Here is a 17,784-nt window from a genome sequence, read left to right on the forward strand (position 1 = left end):
GTGGAATCACTGGACCGGGCAACCCGAAGGCACCGGTGGGACACCAGGTTCGCGCCGTACGCCTATGTGGCGCCGTACTTCCTGATCTTCGGTGTCTTCGGGTTGTTCCCCCTGCTGTACACGATCTGGGTGTCGCTGCAGCACCGCAACCTGCTCGACGCCGAAGGCGCGTCCTTCACCGGGGTGGACAACTACCAGCAGTTGCTCGCCGATCCGTACTTCTGGAACGCCATGGGCAACACGCTGAGCCTGTGGCTGCTGACCACCGTCCCCCAGATCCTGTTCGCCCTCGGCATCGCCCAGTTGCTCAACCGCAAGGTCCGGACCCGCACGCTGTTCCGGATGGGGGTGATCCTGCCGAACGTCACCTCGGTGGCCGCGGTGACGATCATCTTCGCCCAGCTGTTCGGCCGGGACTTCGGCCTGATCAACTGGGTGCTGGAGCTGTTCGGCGCCGGGCACATCGACTGGCAGGCCGGCACCGCTTCCTCGCACATCGCGATCGCCACCATGGTGGTGTGGCGCTGGACCGGCTACCACGCGCTGATCTTCCTGGCGTCCATGCAGGCGATCCCGTCGAGCCTGTACGAGGCGGCCACTCTGGACGGAGCCAGGGGCTGGCAGCAGTTCTGGCGGATCACCGTGCCGTTGCTGCGGCCGCAGATCATCTTCTCCACGATCATCGCGACCACCGGCAACATGCGGCTGCTCGCCGAGCCGCTGCTGTTCAACCCGGGCACCGCGGCCGCGACCGGTGGCTCGGACCGGCAGTTCCAGACCGCCGCGCTGTATCTGTACGAGCAGGGGTTCACCAACTACGACTTCGGCTACAGCTCGACGATCGCGGTCGTGCTGGCGATCACCACGATCATCGTCGCCGGACTCGGCTACCTGGTGACCAAGCGGATCCAGACGGATTGAGGGAGCCATGACTGCTGTGCTGGACCCACCCGCGCCGGCGCCACCCGCCGGTTCGCGAAGCCGGGTGCGCCGGGTGGCCGGCCGGGTCGCGGGGCCGTGGGCCTACGCCGGGCTCATCGCCGTGCTGGCCGGGTCGGCCTTCCCGGTGTACTGGTCGCTCGTGGTGTCCTCGCAGACGCCGGACGCGATCGACTCGGTGCCGCCGGTGCTGGTGCCGGGTGGCCACCTCTTCGAGAACATCGCCCGGGTCTTCGACACCACCGACTTCGCGCTGGCGCTGACCAACTCGATCGTGGTGTCGGGCACGATCACCGTGTCGGTGGTGCTGTTCTCCACGCTGGCCGGGTTCGCCTTCGCCAAACTGCGGTTCCGCGGCCGCAACGTGCTGCTGCTGGTGATCATCGCGACCCAGGCGATCCCGACCGAGCTCGGGGTGATCCCGCTCTACATGATGATGAGCGAGTTCGGCTGGGCGGGCCAGATCCACGCGGTGATCGTCCCCGGGCTGGTGACGGCGTTCGGGGTGTTCTTCATGCGGCAGTACTTCGAGCGGGCGATCCCGGACGAGCTGCTCGAAGCGGGCCGGATGGACGGGTGCGGCTCGTTGCGGTTGTTCTGGCACGTGGCCATGCCCGCGGCCCGCCCGGCGGCCGCGGTGCTCGGGTTGTTCACCTTCATGCAGGCGTGGAACGACTTCTTCTGGCCGCTCGTGGTGCTGGTGCCGGAGAACCCGACCGTGCAGACCGCGCTGTCCACTTTGGCCAGTGGCTACACCACCGACTACACCCTGGTGCTGACCGCCGCGACGATCGGCACGGTGCCGGTGCTCGCGGTCTTCCTGCTGTTCGGCCGCCAGATCGTCGGCGGCATCATGTCGGGCGCCGTCAAGGGCTGAAAAGGAGAATCTGTCGTGACCATCGCTTTCCCGCCCGGGTTCCGCTGGGGTGTGGCGACTTCGGCGTACCAGATCGAAGGGGCCGCGCGGCAGGACGGCCGTGGTGCGTCCATCTGGGACACCTTCTCGGCGGTGCCCGGCGCGATCGCGTCCGGCGACACCGGCGAGGTGGCCGCCGACCACTACCACCGCTGGGCCGCGGACGTCGAACTGCTCGCCGGCCTCGGTGTCGACGCGTACCGGTTCTCCGTTTCCTGGTCCAGGATCCTGCCGGACGGGCGCGGCCGGATCGAGCAGCGCGGCATCGACTTCTACCGGCGGCTCGTCGAAGCGTTGCTGGCCAAGGGGATCGAACCGTTCGTCACGTTGTACCACTGGGATCTGCCGCAGGCGCTGGAGGACGAGGGCGGGTGGCGCAACCGCGAAACCGCGGGGTGTTTCGCCGAGTACGCCGCGATCGTGCACGACGCCCTCGGTGACGTCGTGAGCAAGTGGACGACGCTGAACGAGCCGTACTGCTCCTCGATCGTCGGCTACGGCGAAGGACGGCACGCACCGGGCGCACGGGAAGGGCATGGCGCGCTGGCGGCCGCGCACCACCTGCTCCTGGGCCACGGCATGGCGGTGCAGGCGATGCGTGCCGACGCCCGGCCCGGGCAGGAGTTCGGCATCGTGCTGAACCAGTCCCCGGCGGTGCCCGTGACGCAGGATCCCGCGGACGTCGCCGCGGCCGATCGTCAGGACTGCCTGCTGCGACGGCAGTTCTCCGATCCTCTGTTCGGCTCGGCTTACTCGGACGAGCTGACGTCGATGTTCGGCGCGATCACCGACTTCTCGTTCCGCCGTGACGAGGACCTGGCGATCATCGGCGAGCCGCTGGACTACGTCGGCATCAACTACTACTACCGGCTGCACGTCGCCGACGCGCCGCACCGCGAGCCGGATCCGGCCAAGCGGACCGCGCACGACATCGGCGTGGACACGACGCGGTTGCCGGACGTCCCCCGCACCGGCATGGGCTGGCCGGTGGAACCCGCCGGGCTCACCACCGCGCTGACCGACCTCACCGCCCGCTACCCCGGACTGCCGCCGATCTACATCACGGAGAACGGCTGCGTCTACCCCGATTCGGGCACCTTCGAGGACCACGACCGCATCGCCTACCTGCAGGACCACCTCGCCGCGGCCGAAGCGGCGGCGACCGCCGGCGTCCCCCTGCGGGGTTACTTCTGCTGGTCCCTGCTCGACAACTTCGAATGGGCGCACGGCTACAAGCACCGGTTCGGCCTGGTCCACGTCGACTACCCGACCCAGCGCCGCACCCCGCGCGCGAGCTACCACTGGTACCGCTCGTTCCTCTCAACCGCCCGGGAGTGAGGACGCCGAGGGGAAGGAGAAGCTGTGTTCACCCACGAGCTTCACTTCCGGCTGATGAAACATGAACAGACAAGAATATCACTCATGTTATTGCGTGCACGTGCATTCGCTCATGCATTATGGCGCTGGCCAGCGTTACTCCGAAAGCGTGATACTGGCCACGAGACACGGGCTGGAACCTGCCCTGACCTGCAGGTTCATTGTTGTACAGCGTAAATTACGTCAAGTGGTTCAACCATAAACTCAGGGAATGCCTTTTGCTGGATCGCCAACTGTGTTTACAGTGGCCCACTCTCGGATTCAGAACTGTTCTCGAGAGTTGTAACACAGGACCCGAGGTCAACGACCTCAATCGGTCGGGCTTACGGGGATCGGCCCCAGATGTGCAAGATCCAGGGCCGATCACACGACGCACTCAGGAGAAGATTCTGAGCACGCCGTCCACCGCCTGAGCGATGGCCAGTACCACCTGTCCAGTGGTGACGACGCGCCGGGCCTTCTGGGCCCGTCGCTCGTCGTCCACCCGAGGCTTCTCACGGGGCGGAGTGGGTTCACTACCCTCCGCGTCCGAGTCACCCTCGGCGTGGTGCTTTGCCATGTTCGGCCGTCTCCTTGTCTCGAGAGATGCGTTCGACCCCTCGTACGAGACTTGGTCGACTGCGACTGCCGAGACGACGGACCGGAATGGTTGGCGCCATGCCAGAAGGCCCGAAACCTCCGCCCGCCCGACTTCTCACAGAGAAGTCGGGCCGACGAGAAGCGACGGTACGTAACGATCACGGTGATCGGAAATTATTCGAGTGTGACCTGCATCACGATAACCAGGGTTAACTCTCGACGAATGGATCGTTTTACCAGGTCAAACCCCTTTGGGCACACTGTGACTCACGCCAGATGATTCACTGTTCGTGAGGCGTGGGCCGCGCTTGCATTCCCGATCGGGTGCCTTTGCGTAGGCTTCCTAATTGATAAGCGCATGCTCATCCCGCTTATACTCAGCAGTAACTTTTCTAATCGAGGAAAAATCGCAGAATGCCTGCGGTGCGCACACTTTTGCATGCTGGAGACCGATGCCTTGCGGAACTGGATCGGCCCCGACCGCTGCTGCCAGCCGGCGAGTTCCCCCTGCCTGCCACGGCATCCAGTGATCCACCCGGGTCGCGAGGCGAGGAGTCGTCGCTGGGGGGCTCTGCCGGTACAGTGCGAGCACCTCTTCGCGTCACTGCTGCGCCTTCGCCATCTTCGGCTGCGGAGGCGACATGCACGCGTAGTTGCCTGATACCAGGCAGAAGTAGTGCGGCATCCCGGGGAAGGTCTCGCCGCGCGCGGTGTGCCGGTCGAGGCGCCTGGCGGGTCCATCCAGCGCGCTCCGCCCCGCCGCCCCGGAGCTTGAGCCCATCCGGGTCGGCGCTTGACCCGGCGATGACTGTCCACACTGGACCATTGAAATACCAGGCCTTCGTCCTACTCGGCAGTGGCCGCACTCCATGGCAGGCTGAAGCGGGGGCCGCCGGGCGCCTTTGCCGTCAACGGGTGCACCGCCTGGCTTTCGTCGAACCACAGGAAGGCGTCGTACCGGTCCCCCACCACGGTGGGCACGTAGTTGCCCCAACGTTCCCGTTCCGGGTGGTACACCACGCCGATCGCGCGGTGCGGCAGGTCGGTGGTGAGCAACTCCGGGCGGTCCGAGCGCGGGAACACGAACGACGCCCGCGCGGGTGCGCTGCGGTGCAGCACGTCCTCCAGCGAACCCGCGCGGCCGGGCGGCACGGGGAGTTCGCGCATCGGCGCGCCCCACGAAGCACCGGCCACGACGGTCCCGTGGTGGGTGCCGAAACCCACCAGCACCACCTGGTCCACGCCGTAGCGCTGCCGGGCGAGCTGCCCGATGGTGACCATGCCGTCCTCCCCCATGTCGGTGGCTCGCGCGTCACCGACATGGGTGTTGTGCGCCCAGACGACCGCCTTCGCACCCGGCCCGTAGTGCTCGAGCAGGCGGTCGAGCGAGTGCGCCATGTGCTGGTCGCGGACGTTCCACGACTCCCGGCCGCCGGCGAGCATCGCCCGGTAGAAGCGTTCGGCGCCCGCGACGACCTCGCCGTTCTGCCAGGCCCGGAAGGCCTCGCTGCCGTCCGCCGCGGCCCGTTCGCGCAGGCGCACCAGCAGGTCGACGACCTCGTCCTGGCAGCCGGACGGCACCAGGCGCGTGGCTCTCGCGTAGTCGCGCCCGTCCTCGCCGAAGGGCTCGAAGCAGCGGTAGGCGGCCAACGCCGCGGGGACCTCCGCCGGATCGTGTCCACGCAGGTGGACCAGGATTTCCCGCAGGGACTCCCAGAGCGAATACACGTCCAGACCGTGGAACCCGGCTCGCCCGGCCTCGTCCAGCCCGGCGTTGCGGGCGCGCAGCCACCGGCAGAAGTCGGCGACCTCTTCGTTGGCCCACATCCACGCCGGCCACCGCTCGAACGCCGCCAGCGCTGCGCGTGGCTCCTCCAGGCACCGCACCGCGCGATCGACGCGGTCGCAGTCGGGCCAGTCCCCTTCGACGGCGACGAAGGAGAACCCCTTCTCCTCGATCAGGCGCTGGGTGAGCAGCGCACGCCACCGGTAGAACTCGTGGGTGCCGTGGCTGGCCTCCCCGAGCATGACCACCCTCGCGTCGCCCACGCGGTCCACCAGCACGTCGAAGTCGCCCGCGTCCGCCAGTGGCGCGGCGAGCGCGGTCACGTCGTCCCGGTACATGACTTCCGCGTACCCGCTCGGCCACCCGCCGAACCCCGCACGCCTAGGTGTACTCGGCCGAGTCCGCCCGTGCCGCCAGGGGCCCGGGCGAACCCCCGGTCGACTGAGCCCTCTTCGATTGCTATGAGTGGGGCATTACTTGCGTTGATTGCAAGTAATGCCCCACTCATAGCATTAGCCGCCTGGGCGCGGCGGTCAGCGCCACATCCGCGGGTCGTGCGAGGGGTCGGCGTACATCGGCGGGCAACCCTGCTCGACGGCTTCGGGGCGCAGTTCGTAGTGCCACGGTTCGTTGCGGTAGATCTGGCACAGCCCATACCGGGCGCCGTGCTTGGAGAGCCACGCCCTGGCCTCGGCGCGGCCGATGTCGACGGCATCGCCCGACACGTGGGCGGACGTGCCGGGGGTGGCCACCCATCGGGCCGCTTCCTCCGGCGAGCCGTACTTCGAGACCGCCCGGCGGAGCAGTTGTTCCTGGTACTCCGGCGACCGCCAGCCGCCGTTGACGAAGATCCGCACCCCGTCGGCCGCGGCGTCGGCGGCGGCCGCGCGCAGCGCACCGAGCAGCGCCGGATCGAGGTTGGCCACCGCCGGGGTCGCGTCGTCGAAAACCGGCACGGGCTCGGGAACAGCGCCGTCTGCCTTGCCGAGGACCCGGATTCGTTCGCTGGAGAGCATGCCTCCACTCAAGACGGTGCGGTGTTGCCCGCCCGTACGTGCTTTTCGATATGCCGCCGATATGCCTCCGCTCGTAGCATCGGCTCATGCGTGTGCTGGTGGTCGAGGACGAGCCCTACATGGCCGAGGCCATCCGCGACGGCCTGCGCCTGGAAGCGATCGCGGCCGACATCGCCGGTGACGGCGACACCGCGCTGGAGCTGCTGAGCCTCAACGCCTACGACATCGCCGTGCTCGACCGCGACATCCCCGGGCCGTCCGGGGACGAGATCGCCGAGAGCATCGTCGCTTCCGGTGACGGCATGCCGATCCTGATGCTGACCGCCGCCGACCGGCTCGACGACAAGGCCACCGGGTTCGGGCTCGGCGCCGACGACTACCTCACCAAGCCGTTCGAGCTCCGCGAGCTGGTGCTCCGGCTCCGGGCGCTCGACCGCAGGCGCGCCCACAGCAGGCCGCCCGTGCGGGAGATCGCGGGCCTGCGGCTGGACCCGTTCCGCCGCGAGGTCTTCCGCGACGGCCGCTACGTCGCGCTCACCCGGAAGCAGTTCGCCGTGCTCGAAGTCCTCGTCGCCGCCGAGGGCGGGGTGATCAGCGCCGAGGAGCTGCTGGCGCGCGCGTGGGACGAGAACGCCGACCCGTTCACCAACGCCGTGCGCATCACCGTCTCGGCGTTGCGCAAACGCCTCGGGACGCCGTGGCTCATCGCCACCGTGCCCGGCGTCGGCTACCGCATCGACACCGGAGGCGGGGACCGTGGATAGGGAACCCGGGCTGAGCGTCCGCCTCAAGCTCACCCTCAGCTACGCCGGGTTCCTCATGCTCGCGGGTGGCCTGCTGCTCGCCGTGGTGTGGGTGTTCCTGCTGCGTTACGTGCCCGAGGAGATCTACTTCCCCGAGCGCGGCGAGCCCGGTTGGCCGGGTACGCCCGGCCCGCACGTGCCCGACCGCTCCGACCTGGTGGCCGCCTTCGGCCCGAAGGTGGCCGCGGTGCTGGTGGTCCTGCTGCTGTTCGGCCTCGTGGGCGGGTGGGTCCTGGCGGGCAGCATGCTCGCGCCGCTGCAGCGCATCACCAACGCCACCCGCCTGGCCGCGAACGGCTCGCTGTCCCACCGGATCCACCTGGAAGGCCGTCAGGACGAGTTCCGCGAACTCGCCGACGCCTTCGACACCATGCTGGCGCGGATCGAATCGCACAACGCCGAGCAGCAGCGGTTCGCGGCCAACGCCTCGCACGAACTGCGCACCCCGCTGGCGATCACGCAGACACTGCTCGACGTGGCCCGAAGCGACCCGGACCGGGACCCGGGGGAACTCGTCGACCGCCTCCACTTCGTCAACACCCGGGCCATCGACCTCACCGAGGCGTTGCTGCTGCTCAGCCGCGCCGACCAGCGGTCGTTCGACCGCGACCACGTCGACCTGTCCCTCATCGCGGAGGAGGCCGCGGAAACGCTGCTCCCGCTCGCCGAGAAACGCGGCATCACCATCGAGACCTCCGGCGACATCACGCCCGCCGTCGGCTCCCACGCGCTCCTGCTGCAACTGACGACGAACCTGGTGCACAACGCGATCGTGCACAACCTGCCCGACCAGGGCACGGTGTGGGTCACCACCCGGGTCCACCCCAAGAGCGTGGTGCTCACCGTCGAGAACACCGGCCAGAAGCTCAGCCCGCAACTGGTCTCCACGCTCGTCGAGCCGTTCCAGCGCGGCACCCGGCGCATCCGCGACGACCACGCCGGAGCCGGGCTCGGCCTGGCGATCGTCAAGAGCATCGCCCAGGCGCACGACGGCACGCTGAACCTCACCCGCCGGGCGGGCGGCGGGCTCCGCGTCACGGTGCAACTGCCCGCCGCGCCGCCGCCCCAGCCGACGGTCAGCGGCGCCGAGCCCGGTGTTCGGCGATCACGGTGAGCACGTGCCGGGCCAGGACGGCGCCCGCGTCGGGTCCACCGGCCGCCGACGCGCGCGAAGACATCCCGGCGATCCGCCCGGGCCCGGTCAGCACCGGGATCAAGGTGGTCTCGACCCAGGCGGGGCTGAGGTCGGCGTCGTCGACGAGCAGCGCCCCACCGGCCGCGACGATCGGCTCGGCGTTCAGCCGCTGCTCACCGCCACGCAGCGGCAGCGGGACGAAGGCGGCCGGGAGGCCGACGGCGGCCAGTTCGGCGCAGGTCATCGCCCCCGAGCGGCAGACGACGAAGTCGGCCGCGGCGTAGGCGTACTGCATCTCGTCGACATAGGGGACGACGACGTAGGGCGGGTCGCCGTCCGGCACCTCGACCACGTGCCGCGGCCCGGTGATGTGCAGCACCTGCACGCCGGCCGCCCGCAACGCGGCGGCCGCGCCGGACACCGCGGCGTTGATCGTGCCCGCGCCCTGCGAACCGCCGGTGACCACGAGTACCGGCCCGTCGGTTCGCAGGCCGAACCGCTGCCGGGCGGCGGTCCGCAGCGCGGCCCGGTCGAGCCCGGTGATCGCCCGCCGCAGCGGGATCCCGATGGCGGTGGCGTTCGGGAGCCGGACGCCCGGCGCGGCGGTGAACACGCGCCTGGTCAGCCGGGCCGCCAGCCGGTTGGCCACGCCGGGCAGGGCGTTCGCCTCGTGGACGACGATGGGCAGGCCCCGCCTGCGGGCGGCGAGGTAGGCCGGGGCGGCGACGTAACCGCCGAAGCCGACCACCACCTCGGCGCGCACGCGGTCGAGCACGGCTCCGGCCGCCAGCACCGAGTCGCGCAGCTCGCCCGGCATCTGCAGCAGGGCCCGGCTCAGGCCGCGGGGCAGCGGCACCGGCGGGATGAGTGCGAGCGGGTAACCGCGGGCCGGGACGAGGGTGGTGTCCAGGCCGCGGACCGTGCCGAGCGCGGTGATCTCGGCCGTGGGCTCCACCCGCCGCAGCGCGTCGGCGAAGTTCATCGTGGGCTCGATGTGCCCGGCCGAATGGCCACCGGCGACGACCACGCGCGGTGCCGTCACGCCCGTCCCCCTCGCCGAACGGTCTCACCGGCGTGGGACCCGGTGGCGGTCAGCTCGCGCAGGAACCGGGACGAGGTCCCCCGCTGGTCGAGGTAACCGCGGCGCCGGTAGAACTCGTGCGCGTCCTCCCGGCGGTCCGCGCTGGTGACCTCCACGCGCAGGCACCCGCGACTCGCGGCGAACAGCTCCGCCGCCGTCACCAGCTGAGCGCCGACACCCCGGCCGCGCACCCGCTCGGCGACGACCAGCGCCACGATCCGCCCCCAGGAACCGGCGCGCTCGAAGAACGGACAGGTGTGCACCGCGACCACGCCGAGGACCTCACCACCGGCGTCGGCCACGTAGACCGCTCCGGCCGGATCGCCGGCCCAGGCCCGGATCCGGGCCGCCGTGGCGGCGGCGCTGTTCCCGGGGTAGCCCAGCTGGTCCAGCAACTCGGTGACGGCGACGGCGTCGGCCGGGTGTGCCGGTCTCGTCTTCATGCTCTCCCCCGGTGGTTCGGCTACGTGATGGGAAAATCGAAATAGGTGGCCGGGTAGGGCTCGTCCGCCAGCGTGTAGTGCCACCATTCGCACTCGTAGGCGCGGAACCCGCAGGTCTCCATGATCGAGCGCAGGTGCTCCCGGTTCTCCGCCTCGACCTGCGTGATCCCCGGCGCTCCGTGGTGCGAGATCGAGTCCATCAGGTCGTGGCCGCCACCCATTTCCGCGAGTTCGCCGGTGGCCAGGTGGAACAGCGTCAGGTCGACGGTGCTGCCCCGGGTGTGCCCCGATTTCCGGGCCACGTAACCCCGTTCGAACATCTCGGCCTTGTCGATGTGCGGGTAGTGCCGCAGCTTCGTCCGCCAGTCCTCGGGCTGCCGCGACCAGTCGACGAAGCGGTCCACGGCCCGTTGTGGACGGTAGCCGTCCCAGAGCAGCAGGCCGAAGCCGAGTGACTCGGCCTTCTCCCGCACGCCGTCCAGCGCCGTGCACAACGCCTTCGTGCCGACGATCCGGTTCGCCTGGTACCCGTCCACGGGTTTCCCGGTGAAATTGTCCCAGGTGGCGTACTTGGCGTCCCAGCGTACTCCGGGCACCAGCTCGTCCACGAAGGCGAAATCGTCGTTCATCGCAATTTCCCGGTCAGGCTCAACGACACCAGCCGGTCGATCACCTCGGCGAGCGGCATTCCGGCGGCCGCCATCATCCTCGGATACCGGCTGTAGGAGGTCATCCCGGGGAAGGTGTTGACCTCGTTGAGGATCACCGTGCCGTCCTCGGTCAGGAACAGGTCCACCCGCGCCAGCCCGGAGCAGCCCAGCGTGCGGTAGATGGCCTTCGCCGTCTCCTGCACGAGTGCCCGGGTCTCCTCGGGGATGTCCGCGGGAACGGTGATCGTCGAATTCTCGGAACCGCTTTCCGGATTGTCCTCCTGGTGGATTTTGAAGAACCCGTGGGACAGGGTGATCTGGTCGACCTCGCCCGTGATCAACTCCAGTTCGTTGCCCAGGACGGCGCACCCGACCTCGGTGCCGACCACAGCCTCCTCGATCAGCACCTTGGAGTCGTACTGCCTCGCGGTTTCCACCGCGTCCGCCAGTTCCTCTTCGCGGGTCACCTTGCTGACGCCGAAGGACGACCCCGAACGGGCCGGCTTGACGTAGACGGGATAGGTGAGCGATCCGGGGTCGACGCTCTCGTTCGCCGGGACGGTCCAGAACCTCGGCGTCGGGATGCCCGCGGCGCTGGTGACCACGTACGCGAGCGACTTGTCCATGCACAGCGCGGAACTCTGGATGTCGCAGCCGACGTAGGGGATGCCGGACAGTTCCAGCAAGCCCTGCACCGCACCGTCCTCGCCGAGCTTGCCGTGCAGCACGGGCAGCACGAGGTCCAGGCTGATCGCCTCGAACTTGCCGTGGCCCAACGCGAGGAGCCCGCGGACGGTCCGGTCCGGCGACAGCACGACCGGGCGGCCGTCGTCCTCCCAGCCCGTGTCCGGGCCGTCGCAGAGCAGCCAGGCCCCGCCCTGGGTGATCCCGATCCAGAATGGTTCGTACTTGTCGGTGTCGAGGTTCTTGGCGATTTCCCTGGCGGACTTGACCGAGACGGGGTGTTCCTCGGAATTTCCGCCGAAGATGATGCCGATTCTCATATCCAGTGCTGCTTTCTGCTTTCGAAGTCCAGGCAGTTGACGATGGAGCTTTCGACCATGTCGGCCAGCGCGTGGTCGGTGTAGTAGGCGGTGTGCGGGGTGATGAGCACGTTCGGCAGTTTCCGCAGCCGCAGCAGGAGTTCGCTCTCGATGGGGGCATCGCGGCGGTCGGCGTAGAAGATGCCGTCTTCGCCTTCCAGGACGTCCAGCGCCGCCCCGCCCAGAGCGCCGCTTTCCAACGCGGAAGCCAGGGCCTCGGTGTCGATGAGGGCACCACGTCCGGTGTTGATGACGTACGCGCCGGGCTTCATCGTGTCGATGCGCCGTCGATCGAGGAGGTGGTGGGTTTCGGCGTTGAGTGGCGTGTGGAGCGTCACCAGGTCGCTTTGCCGCACCAGTTCGCCGAGAGGAACGTATTCGGCGTTGGTTCCGGGGCGGATGTCGTGAGCCAGGATTCGACAACCGAAGCCCCGCAACCGGTCCATGACCGCCGCACCGATGCGTCCCGTTCCGACCGTGCCGACGGTCAGGTCGCGCAGTTCTTTCCCGCGTTCCTCGTTCAGCCGGTAGTCATGGGCGTCGGTGCGCCTGAGGGTGGACTGGGCGTTGCGCACCGCCATCAACATCAGCATCAGCGTGTAGTCGGCCACGCTGTCCGGCGAATAGGCGACGTTCCCCACCGAAATGCCGACGCTCTTCGCGTACTCCACGTCGATGTGATTGCAGCCGACGCTCCTCGTGGAGACGTACTGCACACCGGCTTGGCCGAGAGCGAGCAGAGTGCGCTCGGTGATCCGGGTTTTGTGCCCCACACTGATGCACCGGTTCCCGGCCACCAGCGCGACATTGGCCTCCGACACCGCGTCCTCGACGAGGGTCGGTGCCACCCCGAAGCGAGGCGCCAGCTGCCGGAACAGGGCGGCCTCGTCCGGCTCGCACCCGTAGACCGTGAGGCCCATCCCCGGCGCGGTGGCGAAGGACCAGGACGCCGGCGCCCGGGTGCGGCGGGCCGCCGTCCGTGCCGGTTCGCGGTAGGTCATGACCGCAGTCAAGACGCCACGGCGTTGCCGTCCCGTATCCGGTTTCCGATACGCGCACGATAAGTTACCGACCAGTAACTCAGCTGAAGGTCAGGTCCTGGTGGTTCAACCCCCGAGTGCGCGCGTAGACCCGTCCCTTCGCCGAGTCCACCCAGGCTCGCAGCTCACGGTGGTCGACGTCACGTTCGTGGCAGATCTCGAGGATGCTCGCCGTGGGAACGTGCCACCCCGCTGTCTCGTTCGGCCCGAGGTGCGCGGGAAGTGACGAAGACCAGGCGGCCGTCCGTGGCGCTTCGAGGGTGAGCCCGTTCGGGAGCTCGAAACCGAACGAGGTGACGGCCGCGTCCGCCTGCCCCTGGTTGGCGACTTCGACGATGGTGTGCGATCTGCCGACGGCGCCGGTGAACACGGGCGTGCCGTGCGCGACGGACACCTCGAGTCGCGGGATCGACCGGCGCCACGTCCACACCTGCCACGAGAGGGCGAGGACACTCATCAGCAGCGCCACCAGGGAAATCGCCAAGGTCATTTCACCACTCCCCCTGCTGTGGACCGGACTCCGGCCAAGGGCGCGCGGACTGGCCGGTCGCGAAGGCGAGGAGCCGGGCCTTTTCCTCGTCGTCGACCAGCGGCACCCTGGTGACGAGGCGGTCCGGGTTCTCACCGGCGGCCCGGACGAACGCCTGGTAGTGCTCGGCCAGCCGGTGGATGGTGGCCTCGTCGAAGAGGTCGGTGTCGTACTTGAGCGCGCACCGGATGGCGGTGCTGTCCCGGATGAGTTCGAGGGTCACGTCGAACTGCCCCTCCTGCTGTGGCACGTCGAAGGCGGACAGCCGCAGCCCGGCGTGGTCCATCTCGGCCCCGTGGCCACCGGCCGCGAGTGAGAGCAACTCGGCGCCCCGGCGCGCACTGATCAGGGAGACCAGCACCGGGAACAGGCCCGGCGCCCCGGACGGCGCCAGGTTCCGCTGGAGCAGCACGGACGGGTAGTCGGCACGCGCCACACCTTCGCGCAGTTGCCTGCCCGTCTCGTGCACGACGTCCCGCAGGGTCCACTCGGGCCCGTACCTCGCGCGAAGCGGGATCGTGTTCACGAAGTACCCGGCCACGCCCTCGCGGTTCAGGCCCATGGTGGAAGCGGCCGCGCACCCGGTCAGGAAGTCGCTCTGGCCGGTGTAGCGGTGGAGCAGCGCCTGGAACACGCCGATCAGGTAGCGGGCCGGGGTGGTCCGGACGGTGCGCGAAGCGGGAGTCAGCTTGTCAACGATGTCAAAAGGCATCTGGAACACGTGGGAGGCGCCCTTCAGCCGTTGCCGGGCTGGGCGCGGCCGGTCGGTGGGCAGGCTGAGGGTGGTGCCGGCGCCCGCGCACACCTCCTTCCAGTACCCCGCGAGCTCGTCCGCCCGTGGTGAGTCCAGGAGGCGGCGCTCGGCGGCCACGAAGTCGTCGTAGGTGCTGCGCAGTGGCTTCCAGTTCACCGCGCTCCCCGCGAGCGATGCCCGGTACGCCTCGAACAGGTCGTGCAACACCAGTACCTGCGACGGCAGGTCCAGCGCGAGGTGGTGGGCGGCGAAGACCAGTACCGAGTCGTCGGGGGTGCGGCGCAGGAGCACCAGGCGGGCCGGAGCACCCGCGGGGAGGTCGAACGGGCGGCTCGCCTCAGCGCGGACCAGGGCGGCCAAGGCGCTCTCGGTCTGGTCGCCCACGTCGCGCACATCCAGGGCCAGCAGCCTGGCCTCGCTGATCAGCCGCTTGGGCACCCCCTCGCGTTCGGTGAACACCGAGCGGAGCACGTCGTGGCGGTCGACGGTCGACTCCACCGCTTCGGCCAGTACGGGGACATTCAACGCGCCGTGCACGCGGACGGCGTAAACGACGTTGTAGGCGGCACTGTCCGGTGCGACCCGGTTGAGGAACCACAGCGCCTCCTGCCCCAGCGAGAGTGCACGTTCCATCGTCTTTCGAGCTCCCTGCGTCGTGGGCGGCCTGGACGTTCGACAGGTGCGGACCAGGTGGGCGGGCCGCCATTCCCGATTCGCCGATCTCGTCACGTGAACGGCCCGAGACCACCTTTGCGCGAATTCGGCGCAGCCCTGCCTGCTATCGATACTAAGCCGGGCGAATACGCCGGCGGTTGACCACCATTGCTCGGTATCAGCCGGATGTTGCTGCTCACCCGTGCTCGGGGTTCCGCCGAATCCGGTCCCGGTACTGCGAAGGCGCGCACCCGACCCATTTCCGGAACACCCTGGTGAAGTTCTCCGGCCTGGGAAAACCGCACCTCCTGCCGACGTGGCTCACCGGTTCGTCATCGATGGCCAGCAGGTGACAGGCGGCGCTCACCCGGATGCGGGTCAAGTGCTGCAACGGTGTCTCGCCGACGGATGCGGAAAACCGGCGCAGGAAGTGGAAGCGGCTCACACCGGCTTCCTTCGCAAGCTGGTCGAGTGTGATGTTGTCGTGCAGATTTTCCTTCATATGGGCGATGACAGCACGCAGCCGAGCTGGGTCCAGGCCGCCGGGTCGCCGATTTTCCGCGATGTGCGGAGAAAGGAGATAGGCACCCAGATAGCGGGCCGCACTGATGGCGTACTGGTCACTCGCCCCCGTCTCGCGGGCGCGGACCAGTGCGCACAGGAGCGTCGCCAGATGGAGGTCCCGGGCTTTCAAGGAACGGAATCGCGTGCTCTGCGAAGAATCGGCGACCGCGGGCTGAGCGGCCTCGTCGAGAATGGCCGTGGGCAACTGGACGTAGGCGAGTTCGAAAGTCGAGCCGAATGGCGGTGTCGCGCCGACCCTGACCGGTTCGGAAGCCGTGATCCAGCGGACCTCCCCCGGGATCAACGTGGTTCCCTGCCACTCAACGCCTTCGGCGCGGCAGGATCCGCGCAACGGGGTGATCATGGCGAACTGCCCGTCGGGCACCCGGTACAGCGGGCCCGCGCGTTCGGCGGGCCCGCGCCGCCGTTCGGCCGTCAGCGATTCCCACGAGAGCATGTCCTGATGTGCCAAAACAGGTTCCGAATCGAGTAGGGCGGCGCGTTGGGGGTGCGTGACGTCCGACCGGGGGTGCTGATCAGGCGTCGCCCCGGAAGGCCCATCGATCTTGATCTTACGCGAGCCCGCGGGCGTGCTCGGACAGTTCGGGCACCACCACTCCTCGAATTTCCGCCGATCGCGGAGTGCGCGATCCGCTCCTCCCCGTTATAATTCCTGATTCCGATCGGCGCCAGAGGCCCGTCCTCGTGCGGCGGCGTGCTGCCGGTTTCATGAGTCGCTGAAATCATTGCCCGGACCAGCACGAAATAGGTAGCTTCGCACCAGTCGGTCACAGTCCATCGGCGAGAATTCCAGACTGATCGCCGGTTGTTCGAGCGAAGCGGCCTTCCCGGCGAGTCTCACCGGGAAGGCCGCTTTCGCGCTTATTCGGGAAGGTCGTAGTCAGCGCTCACGGACTCCCAGGCGGGCGGGCAGAAGGCCGTCGCAGGGTTGTTCGGCTGCGTCCACACGCTGAAGAAGACCTGCCAGTCACCCCTCGTCGACTTGCACCGGACGCCCACGCGGAACGCGATGTCGTGGCAGGTGCCCCCGGCCCGGTCGGAGAGGCGCCAAATGGGGTCGCAGTTCGCCATCGCCTGGATCGAGGACTGCGCACTGCCGGTGGTGGTCACGGTGGTAGCGGATGCGGTGCCCGCACCCAGGGCGGCCAAGGCGCCGACCGCGGGCAACATGGCCAGCGCGAACAGAGACTTCCTCATCATTCTCCTTTACCTAGCGGTTGGAACGTTCGAAAAGATAGGAAACATCCCTGTCGCCCGGCTGTCGCCGCGACGCGAACGGAGTGAGCGGCCGCCGCCGGCGGCAATAGTGCTCGTACCGGGCGAAAATGGTCACGGCTGTTCGGCCAGATCCCATCGAAACAGCGGCCCGCGCCGTTGCCGAGGCCTTTCCGGCCGGCAGACCGGGGCTTCGCGGCGAACGACCGATTGACCGACCGATTCGGCGGCGGCCCCGGGGGCGGACACTGGACGCGTGAACCGACGAAGTGAGCGCCGATGACCGACCCCGCGACGACGAACTGGCCGAGCCTGCGGGTTTCGGACTGGACCCCCACCCGCGACACCCTGCACATGTGGACCCAGATCGTGGGCAAGATCCGCATGGCCCACACCCCGCTGGTCAACCACTGGTGGCAGGTGACCCTGTACGTCAGCCCGCGCGGGCTGACCACGTCGGCCATCCCGCACCGCGCCGGGGCCTTCGAGATCGAGTTCGACTTCCTCGCCCACCGGCTCGAAGTGCGCAGCAGCGACGGCGGCGTGCGGGGCTTCCCGCTGCGGCCGATGCCGGTCGCCGAGTTCTACCGCCGGATCCTCCACGTGCTCGGCGAACTCGGCGTCGAGGCGCCGATCCGGCCGCACCCCAACGAGGTGGACCCGGCGATCCCCTTCGCCGAGGACCACGTCCACGCCTCCTACGACGGGGAAGCGGCCACCCTGTTCTGGCGGCAGCTGCTGCAGGCGAACCGGGTGATCGGCGAATTCCGCTCGCACTTCGTCGGCAAGGTCAGCCCGGTGCACTTCTTCTGGGGCGCGATGGACCTCGCCTGCACCCGCTTCTCCGGGCGGCCGGCTCCGCCGCACCCCGGCGGCGCGCCGAACTGCGGGGACTGGGTGATGGTCGAGGGCTACTCCCGGGAGCTGTCCAGCTGCGGGTTCTGGCCCGGCGGCGGTGAGGAAGGCGCGTTCTACGCCTACGCCTACCCCGCCCCCGAAGGGTTCGCCGAGCAGCCCGCCGGCCCCGAAGGCGCGTTCTACAGCCCCGAGTTCCAGCAGTTCCTGCTGCCCTACGAGGTCGCCCGCGCCGCCCCCAACCCCGACCGTGCGGTCGCCGAGTTCCTCCACGCCACCTACGAAGCCGCCGCGGACCTCGGGAACTGGGACCGCGCCGCGCTGGAGGACAACCCCTTCCGGTGGCACGGGACCGCGGCGCCCCGGAGCAGCGGCTGAACCCGG

17 protein-coding genes are annotated in these 17,784 nt (G+C 69.0%); 6 read left to right on the forward strand and 11 right to left on the reverse strand.

The window, feature by feature from the left end; all coding sequences use genetic code 11:
• From JOM49_RS34375 to JOM49_RS34385, 3 genes are read left to right on the forward strand one after another with little or no spacing between them, the layout of a single operon-like run.
• Positions 1-921, forward strand: a complete 921-nt coding sequence (locus JOM49_RS34375) for a carbohydrate ABC transporter permease (RefSeq protein WP_209668315.1) — start codon at positions 1-3, stop codon at positions 919-921.
• Between the two features lie 7 nt (positions 922-928).
• Positions 929-1,816, forward strand: a complete 888-nt coding sequence (locus JOM49_RS34380) for a carbohydrate ABC transporter permease (RefSeq protein WP_209668316.1) — start codon at positions 929-931, stop codon at positions 1,814-1,816.
• Between the two features lie 15 nt (positions 1,817-1,831).
• The gene (locus JOM49_RS34385; protein WP_209668317.1) at positions 1,832-3,193 is read left to right on the forward strand and encodes a GH1 family beta-glucosidase; all 1,362 of its coding nucleotides are present in this window, start codon (positions 1,832-1,834) and stop codon (positions 3,191-3,193) included.
• A gap of 1,464 nt (positions 3,194-4,657) precedes the next feature.
• Here the strand turns inward: JOM49_RS34385 and JOM49_RS34390 are convergent.
• Positions 4,658-5,935, reverse strand: coding sequence for an erythromycin esterase family protein (locus JOM49_RS34390; protein ID WP_209668318.1), 1,278 nt, complete (start codon positions 5,933-5,935; stop codon positions 4,658-4,660).
• 195 nt (positions 5,936-6,130) lie between these two features.
• Positions 6,131-6,613, reverse strand: a complete 483-nt coding sequence (locus tag JOM49_RS34395) for a M15 family metallopeptidase (protein WP_209668319.1) — start codon at positions 6,611-6,613, stop codon at positions 6,131-6,133.
• Positions 6,614-6,699: 86 nt separating this feature from the next.
• Here JOM49_RS34395 and JOM49_RS34400 point away from each other — a divergent pair, with 86 nt between their 5' ends.
• Positions 6,700-7,377 carry a response regulator transcription factor gene (locus JOM49_RS34400; protein ID WP_209668320.1) on the forward strand — a complete coding sequence of 226 codons (678 nt, stop codon included), beginning with the start codon at positions 6,700-6,702 and terminating at the stop codon, positions 7,375-7,377.
• Positions 7,370-8,530, forward strand: a complete 1,161-nt coding sequence (locus tag JOM49_RS34405) for a sensor histidine kinase (protein ID WP_209668321.1) — start codon at positions 7,370-7,372, stop codon at positions 8,528-8,530. Before JOM49_RS34400 ends, JOM49_RS34405 begins: the two co-directional genes overlap by 8 nt.
• Here the strand turns inward: JOM49_RS34405 and JOM49_RS34410 are convergent.
• The 9 genes from JOM49_RS34410 to JOM49_RS34450 form a co-directional block, all read right to left on the reverse strand.
• Positions 8,493-9,593, reverse strand: coding sequence for a UDP-N-acetylglucosamine--N-acetylmuramyl-(pentapeptide) pyrophosphoryl-undecaprenol N-acetylglucosamine transferase (locus JOM49_RS34410; RefSeq protein ID WP_209668322.1), 1,101 nt, complete (start codon positions 9,591-9,593; stop codon positions 8,493-8,495). The genes JOM49_RS34405 and JOM49_RS34410 overlap by 38 nt on opposite strands.
• A complete protein-coding gene (locus JOM49_RS34415) occupies positions 9,590-10,075 on the reverse strand; it encodes a GNAT family N-acetyltransferase (RefSeq protein ID WP_209668323.1) in 486 nt (161 codons plus the stop codon). Before JOM49_RS34415 ends, JOM49_RS34410 begins: the two co-directional genes overlap by 4 nt.
• Before the next feature lie 20 nt (positions 10,076-10,095).
• On the reverse strand, positions 10,096-10,704 hold the full coding sequence (vanX, locus tag JOM49_RS34420) for a D-Ala-D-Ala dipeptidase VanX (protein ID WP_209668324.1): 609 nt from the start codon (positions 10,702-10,704) through the stop codon (positions 10,096-10,098).
• Positions 10,701-11,729 carry a D-alanine--(R)-lactate ligase gene (gene vanA, locus JOM49_RS34425; RefSeq protein WP_209668325.1) on the reverse strand — a complete coding sequence of 343 codons (1,029 nt, stop codon included), beginning with the start codon at positions 11,727-11,729 and terminating at the stop codon, positions 10,701-10,703. Before vanA ends, vanX begins: the two co-directional genes overlap by 4 nt.
• Positions 11,726-12,688, reverse strand: coding sequence for a D-isomer specific 2-hydroxyacid dehydrogenase family protein (locus tag JOM49_RS34430; RefSeq protein ID WP_245371336.1), 963 nt, complete (start codon positions 12,686-12,688; stop codon positions 11,726-11,728). Before JOM49_RS34430 ends, vanA begins: the two co-directional genes overlap by 4 nt.
• Positions 12,689-12,848: 160 nt before the next feature.
• Entirely contained in the window at positions 12,849-13,298 is a 450-nt protein-coding gene (locus tag JOM49_RS34435) for a hypothetical protein (RefSeq protein WP_209668327.1), read from the reverse strand.
• A gap of 1 nt (position 13,299) precedes the next feature.
• On the reverse strand, positions 13,300-14,724 hold the full coding sequence (locus tag JOM49_RS34440; RefSeq protein WP_209668328.1) for a condensation domain-containing protein: 1,425 nt from the start codon (positions 14,722-14,724) through the stop codon (positions 13,300-13,302).
• A gap of 217 nt (positions 14,725-14,941) precedes the next feature.
• Positions 14,942-15,766, reverse strand: a complete 825-nt coding sequence (locus tag JOM49_RS34445) for a helix-turn-helix domain-containing protein (protein WP_209668329.1) — start codon at positions 15,764-15,766, stop codon at positions 14,942-14,944.
• 425 nt (positions 15,767-16,191) lie between these two features.
• A complete protein-coding gene (locus JOM49_RS34450) occupies positions 16,192-16,527 on the reverse strand; it encodes a hypothetical protein (RefSeq protein WP_209668330.1) in 336 nt (111 codons plus the stop codon).
• Positions 16,528-16,824: 297 nt separating this feature from the next.
• Between JOM49_RS34450 and JOM49_RS34455 the strand changes: the two genes are divergently transcribed.
• Positions 16,825-17,778 carry a DUF5996 family protein gene (locus JOM49_RS34455; protein ID WP_209668331.1) on the forward strand — a complete coding sequence of 318 codons (954 nt, stop codon included), beginning with the start codon at positions 16,825-16,827 and terminating at the stop codon, positions 17,776-17,778.
• The last annotated feature ends 6 nt before the right edge of the window (positions 17,779-17,784 follow it).

This window comes from Amycolatopsis magusensis (assembly GCF_017875555.1).
GTDB classification, from domain to species: Bacteria; Actinomycetota; Actinomycetes; order Mycobacteriales; family Pseudonocardiaceae; genus Amycolatopsis; species Amycolatopsis magusensis.

Excerpts from the sequence above, each read along its gene's own strand:
- JOM49_RS34415 (WP_209668323.1), bottom strand. The coding sequence starts at position 10,075 with ATGAAGACGAGACCGGCACACCCGGCCGACGCCGTCGCCGTCACCGAG.
- vanA (WP_209668325.1), bottom strand. The coding sequence starts at position 11,729 with ATGAGAATCGGCATCATCTTCGGCGGAAATTCCGAGGAACACCCCGTC.
- JOM49_RS34390 (WP_209668318.1), bottom strand. The coding sequence starts at position 5,935 with ATGTACCGGGACGACGTGACCGCGCTCGCCGCGCCACTGGCGGACGCG.
- JOM49_RS34400 (WP_209668320.1), top strand. The coding sequence starts at position 6,700 with ATGCGTGTGCTGGTGGTCGAGGACGAGCCCTACATGGCCGAGGCCATC.
- JOM49_RS34440 (WP_209668328.1), bottom strand. The coding sequence starts at position 14,724 with ATGGAACGTGCACTCTCGCTGGGGCAGGAGGCGCTGTGGTTCCTCAAC.
- JOM49_RS34435 (WP_209668327.1), bottom strand. The coding sequence starts at position 13,298 with ATGACCTTGGCGATTTCCCTGGTGGCGCTGCTGATGAGTGTCCTCGCC.
- JOM49_RS34450 (WP_209668330.1), bottom strand. The coding sequence starts at position 16,527 with ATGAGGAAGTCTCTGTTCGCGCTGGCCATGTTGCCCGCGGTCGGCGCC.
- JOM49_RS34395 (WP_209668319.1), bottom strand. The coding sequence starts at position 6,613 with ATGCTCTCCAGCGAACGAATCCGGGTCCTCGGCAAGGCAGACGGCGCT.
- JOM49_RS34445 (WP_209668329.1), bottom strand. The coding sequence starts at position 15,766 with ATGCTCTCGTGGGAATCGCTGACGGCCGAACGGCGGCGCGGGCCCGCC.
- JOM49_RS34380 (WP_209668316.1), top strand. The coding sequence starts at position 929 with ATGACTGCTGTGCTGGACCCACCCGCGCCGGCGCCACCCGCCGGTTCG.
- vanX (WP_209668324.1), bottom strand. The coding sequence starts at position 10,704 with ATGAACGACGATTTCGCCTTCGTGGACGAGCTGGTGCCCGGAGTACGC.
- JOM49_RS34455 (WP_209668331.1), top strand. The coding sequence starts at position 16,825 with ATGACCGACCCCGCGACGACGAACTGGCCGAGCCTGCGGGTTTCGGAC.
- JOM49_RS34430 (WP_245371336.1), bottom strand. The coding sequence starts at position 12,688 with ATGGGCCTCACGGTCTACGGGTGCGAGCCGGACGAGGCCGCCCTGTTC.